The organism is Amycolatopsis sp. cmx-11-32, from assembly GCF_047608695.1.
Taxonomy (GTDB): Bacteria; Actinomycetota; Actinomycetes; order Mycobacteriales; family Pseudonocardiaceae; genus Amycolatopsis.
This window is the reverse complement of the sequence record NZ_JADNQN010000039.1, coordinates 1-5,026: the sequence shown is the minus strand read 5'-3', so window position 1 is coordinate 5,026 and position 5,026 is coordinate 1. Positions and strand designations below refer to the sequence as shown.

Sequence of the window (5,026 nt, the reverse complement as noted above, 5' to 3'; positions counted from 1 at the left end):
CTTCGCGTCCTTCAGCAACGCGTCAATAGTGGACGGCGAGAACGCGTCCGCGAGCCGCCGCGATGCCGCCTCATCACCCCGACGAGACGATATGTCCTGTGTCACTCAGTGTCCCTTCCGACCGCTAAACCAGCAAGTCGATCTTGGTACACCTCTGGCTTACACGGTTACCGTGACACGCCCTATCACCGCACTGAAAGGACCCGCGAAAGGGAGTTGGTACAAATGCTATGCCATCCTCGACATCTACTCCCGCTATGTCACCGGCTGGCTGGTCGCCGCAGCGGAGGACGCGGTCGTGGCGAAAGACTTCCTCGACGACGCCATGAACCGCAACGGTAGTCAGCCGCACACCATCCACGCCGACCGTGGTGGTGCGATGGTCTCGAAACCGGTGTCGGAACTCCTCGTCGATCTCCGTGTCACCCGGTCCCATTCCCGCCCGCGCACCTCGAATGAAAATTCGTATTCGGAGGCCCAGTTCAAAACCCTGAAATACATGCCCGACTTCCCCGACCGATTCGGGTCACTGGAAGACGCACGCGCGTTCTGTGACGGCTTTTTCATGGCCTATAACCACGAGCACCGGCACTCGGGGATCGGGATGCACACCCCCGCGTCGGCGCACTTCGGCATCGCCGAGCAGATCCGCGCCCAACGGCAGATCACCCTCAACCAGGCCTACGCCGAGCACCCCGAACGCTTCACGCGCCGCCCACGACCACCCAAACTTCCCGAAGCGGCCTGGATCAACCGGCCCGCTGACCAGCCCACCCCAGTGCTCTAAACACAACCTGTCTCACTTGACTTGACAACTACCGCGATGACCGGCTGCTGGAGGTCGCGCAGAACCTGCGCGGCGGGAAGGCCTCGGTAACGCAGGTCGGCTACCGTACGGATGCATGTGGACGCACTACGCGCACTTCACACTTGGTGCGTGCGGAGGTAGTACGAGTTCGCGACCCTGTACAGGGGACTCGGACATGGACATCCCGAGGCGCACCGTATCCTCGGCGGACCGGACCGCGGTACCCATTACCCGGACCTTGAACGGCCCTCGGGCGGAACCGGCATCGTGCAGCGGAGCCTCAACATCACTTGCCGGTCACTCTTAGCCCCGTAGTAGCGCCGCCAAAGCGCCTGGACTCGATGCCCGCGCTCCAGGACCGGCGGTCACATCCGGTCGCGGTGGCGTTGTGGACTGATCCCGCGGGCTCGTTTGAAAGCGGCGCTGAACGCGAATGCGCTGCCATAACCAACCTGACGGGCTAGGGAGCCAATCGTGGCGTCCGACTCTTTGAGGAGATCGGCGGCCAGGTCGATTCGCCACTCGGTGAGATATGCCATTGGTGGCATGCCGACGAGGTCAGTGAAGCGGCGGGCGAACGTCGCTCGGGACACCCCGGTCCGCCCGGCGAGCGCGGCCACCGTCCACGGATGGTCCGGGTGGCCGTGTATGAGTTGCAGGACGGGCCCGACGACGGGATCCCCGTTGGCTCGATACCAGGCCGGCGCATCGGCATCGGGCTTGATGAACCATGCGCGGAGGATGGCGACTAGCAGGAGATCCAGAAGTCGTTCGAGCACGAGATCTTGGCCCGGTTCGTTTCGCACGGTTTCCTCGGCGAGTAGCGACACCACCGCGGATTCGCCGTGGGCGGCGCTAGGGATGACCAGAAGGGGCGGCAACGCGTTGAGCAGTCGCATGGCGATCTCGCCTGGTCGCCGGTACTTGCCGATCAGCAGCACCGACGTGCCGTCCGCGCCGTCGTCGCGGGTTCGCATGCCGTTGGCCCAGGTGCGCACACCCGTGTCCGCGGCCTCGGGCAGCTCCACGCCTGCTGGGGTCGTCCGTCGGGGGCCGGGCTGAACGACCACCTGGATCGGAGTGCGGGGATCATCGGCGAAGGTGAATTCGTCCGGGCCACGCATCATCGCGATATCACCCACGTCGAGCCGTACCGCAGCGCCGGCACTGGGCACAACCCAGGGCGTCCCGCGCAGGATGGCCACTACGCTGAGCGGCGCCCTGTCTCGCACCTGCACCGACCAGGGTGGGTTCTGGGCGGTCCGCAGCACGAACGCCCCCCTGGCCCTGGCTCCGTCGAGCAAAATCGACAAGGGGTCCACCAGCGCAGTGTAAGACGCGCCATTATGGATCTGCGAGCCTCGACCATGGCCCGTAGCCCGGCATTCCGGTGGACTGTGGATCATGACAGCGACTGCGCCAACAACATTGGTCCTCGCGGGGACCGGCAAGACCGGACGTCGGGTTGTGTCCGGGCTCGTAGCGCGTGACATGCCGGTACGGGTTGGCTCACGGCGTGCTGAGCCGCCTTTCGACTGGCAGGACGACACCACGTGGGAACCCGCGCTACGAGGCATGGACGCGGCTTATGTGGCCTTCTATCCTGATGCGGCGTTCCCCGGCGCGGCCAGGGCCGTGGGTTCCTTCGCAGACCTGGCAGTGGCCCGCGGCGTCCGGCGCCTCGTCCTGCTTGCTGACCGCGGTGCTGACGAGGCCGAGCGGTGCGAACAGGCGGTGCGTGACTCGGGTGCGGAGTGGACCATCGTGCGAGCGGGGTTCATCACGCAGAACTTCAGCGAGGCGTTCCTCGTAGAACTGGTCCGGGCCGGTGTGGTCGCACTTCCGGCTGGCGACGTCGCGGAACCGTTCACTGACGCAGAGGACATCGCGGATGTAGCCGTCGCGGCGCTGACCGAGAACGGCCATGCCGGCCGGATCCACGACGTGACCGGACCACGACTGCTCACCTTCGCCGATGCTGTCGGGGAGATAGCGAGGGTGACCCGCAGGGAGGTTCGTTACCTGTCGGTCACGCCCGAGCAGTTCGTCTCATCGCTGACCAGGCGAAGCGTGCCGGCCGAGTACGCGAAGCAACTGGCCAGCCTGATGGTCGAGGTCTTCGACGGCCACAGGGCCAAGGTGACCGACACCGTCGAGCGCATTCTCGGCCGGCCGCCCCGCGACTTCGCGGAATATGCTCACAAAACCGCCGCAACTGGTGTCTGGGATGCCCATGCTGCGTCCTCTGGTGGAGCCTGACGTGCTCGGGAAGTCAGAGCACAGCTCGACCAGGCACCACATGACCACCGGCGGCCACGGTCCTCACCGCCTGGTTCAAGCGCTCGCCATGTGGCTGTCGATCTACCCGGCCCTGACCCTCGCGTTGTGGCTCTTCGAACACCTCGGCTTCTCGCAACTCGCCCTGCCGCTGCGCACGCTCATCCTGACCGCCGTACTCGTACCCGCCATGGTCTGCGTACTGATGCCCGTGGTCACGAACGCCCTACAACGCGCGACGCGGGTCGAGTCATCGGCAAAGTCGTGATGCGCCGAGCCCTCGTCGGACACTCGGTCAGCTCATAGCACCAGCGATGCACCACGAGCACCATGGCTCGCCGCCAGAAGTACCTTGACCAGGCTCGCGCCCTCTACCTCGAGACACTGGCGATCTGTCGCGAGATCGGCGACCACCGCCGCGAGGCACGCGCCCTGGAACAACTCAGCAAGACAGCCAGGGACCAAGGGGACCCGACGCAAGCCCGAGGGCATTGAGTCTTTCCGGGTAACGGCTGGTCGCTGTGGGTGATCGTGTTGTGCGGTCGTGGTCGTTGTGGAGGATGACGAGGGGGGCTGTGACGATGGTGCCGATCTTCCAAGGGCAGAGGCTGATTAGGGTGTTCCCGCTTTTGTGGACGCGGGTTTAGGCCGCGATTTGGCTGATTTCCCTGTATCCTAGCTCGTATTCTTGGGGTGTCAAGTATTCGAGCGTGGAGTGTCGTCGTTGGGTGTTGTAGTAGGTTTCGATCCAGTCGAAGGTGTCGTTTTTAACGTGTTTCACGGTTGGCCATGGTTTAGTGTGGATGAGTTCTTTCTTGTAGGTCGCGAAGAATGATTCCGAGATCGCGTTGTCGTAACAGATCCCAGTGCGTCCAAGGGATAGGAGGATACCGTTGTTCGTGCAGTATCGGCGAACTCGCCAGAGGTGTATTGGGTGCCGCGGTCGCTGTGGAAGATCACCTCACCGTCTGGCTGGCGGCGCGCGAGGGCCATGTCGAGGGCTGCGGTGACCAGGCCGGTGCGCATGTGCTCGGCGACGGTCCAGCCGACCGCGGCGCGGGAGTGCAGATCGGTGACGGTGGCCAGGTAGGCCCAGCCGTCCCAGGTCTTGACGTAGGTGATGTCTCCGCACCAGCGCTGATTGACCGCCTCGGCGGTGAAGTCGCGGCCGATCAGGTCGGGCGCCGGAACGGGCGCCTGACCTGCGACGGTGGTGCGTTTCCAGGGCTTGGGGTGGCGTCCTTGCAGGCTGGCGTCGCGCATGAGCAGCCAGACCCGTTTCGGGGACACGGCGTGCCCGAGCGTGACGAGCTCGGCGTGTATCCGTCGCACGCCGGGGTTGCCGCGCAGCCGCTCGTAGACGGCCTTGATGACCACGAGCAGGCCCGCGTCGGCCTGCTCGCGGTCGCTCGGCGCGCGGCGACGCCAGGCGTAGTAGCCCGAGCGGGACACGCCCAGCTCGCGGCACATGAACTCGACCGGGAAGTTCTCGGAGTCCGCCCAGTCCGCGATTGCAGCGAATTTCACTGCTTGTCTCATCCGAACCAGGTCGCAACTTTTTTGCGAACTCGACCTGCATCTTCAACTCGGCGTTCTCCGCTCGCAATCGCTCCAGCTCGGCGCGTTCGGAATTCTCCAACGGCTTGTCTGCCGACTCGTCGGACTCCCTGGCTTTCTTCACCCATTTCCCCAGTGTCATCTCGTGCACGCCGATATTGCGTGCGACCTCGGCAATAGGCCGATTGTCATCGATGACGAACGCTACCGCCTGCGCCTTGTACTCCTCGGTAAATCGGTGGCGTGTCGAACCCATGTGTCCGTGGCCAGTGAATACTCCCCATAGGCGGCCAGATAAGGCCCCGCTGATGGCCACCGGGTTCCCCGTAGACGGCCAGATATCTCCCCGGTAGAGAGTCCGGGATGTCGTGCGGCAAGGCTGCA

General features: G+C 64.6%; 7 protein-coding genes and 1 pseudogene. 4 read left to right on the top strand and 4 right to left on the bottom strand.

What is annotated here, in order from left to right:
• Positions 1 to 787 (top strand): transposase (locus tag ACM6LR_RS39225; RefSeq protein WP_414945643.1); only part of this gene is annotated, 787 nt, incomplete at its 5' end.
• A 386-nt stretch (positions 788 to 1,173) separates the two neighbouring features.
• Here ACM6LR_RS39225 and ACM6LR_RS39220 read toward each other — a convergent pair.
• Positions 1,174 to 2,130, bottom strand: a complete 957-nt coding sequence (locus ACM6LR_RS39220; RefSeq protein ID WP_414945642.1) for an AraC family transcriptional regulator — start codon at positions 2,128 to 2,130, stop codon at positions 1,174 to 1,176.
• An 82-nt stretch (positions 2,131 to 2,212) separates the two neighbouring features.
• On the opposite strand from ACM6LR_RS39220, the gene ACM6LR_RS39215 reads away from it, so the two are divergent.
• From ACM6LR_RS39215 to ACM6LR_RS39205, 3 genes are all read left to right on the top strand, one after another.
• Entirely contained in the window at positions 2,213 to 3,067 is an 855-nt protein-coding gene (locus ACM6LR_RS39215; RefSeq protein ID WP_414945641.1) for an NAD(P)H-binding protein, read from the top strand.
• 1 nt (position 3,068) lies between these two features.
• Positions 3,069 to 3,353 carry a hypothetical protein gene (locus ACM6LR_RS39210; RefSeq protein WP_414945640.1) on the top strand — a complete coding sequence of 95 codons (285 nt, stop codon included), beginning with the start codon at positions 3,069 to 3,071 and terminating at the stop codon, positions 3,351 to 3,353.
• A gap of 62 nt (positions 3,354 to 3,415) precedes the next feature.
• Positions 3,416 to 3,580 (top strand): tetratricopeptide repeat protein, encoded by a 165-nt coding sequence (locus ACM6LR_RS39205; protein WP_414945639.1) that lies wholly within the window; start codon positions 3,416 to 3,418, stop codon positions 3,578 to 3,580.
• Between the two features lie 148 nt (positions 3,581 to 3,728).
• Here ACM6LR_RS39205 and ACM6LR_RS39200 read toward each other — a convergent pair whose 3' ends face one another.
• The 3 genes and pseudogenes from ACM6LR_RS39200 to ACM6LR_RS39190 all read right to left on the bottom strand — a co-directional run.
• Positions 3,729 to 3,929 (bottom strand): IS3 family transposase, encoded by a 201-nt coding sequence (locus tag ACM6LR_RS39200; RefSeq protein WP_414945645.1) that lies wholly within the window; start codon positions 3,927 to 3,929, stop codon positions 3,729 to 3,731.
• Positions 3,863 to 4,633, bottom strand: a complete 771-nt coding sequence (locus ACM6LR_RS39195) for an IS3 family transposase (protein ID WP_414945644.1) — start codon at positions 4,631 to 4,633, stop codon at positions 3,863 to 3,865. Before ACM6LR_RS39195 ends, ACM6LR_RS39200 begins: the two co-directional genes overlap by 67 nt.
• Positions 4,634 to 4,676: 43 nt before the next feature.
• A pseudogene (locus tag ACM6LR_RS39190) lies at positions 4,677 to 4,898 on the bottom strand (transposase); the annotation flags it as partial.
• Positions 4,899 to 5,026 lie beyond the last annotated feature (128 nt).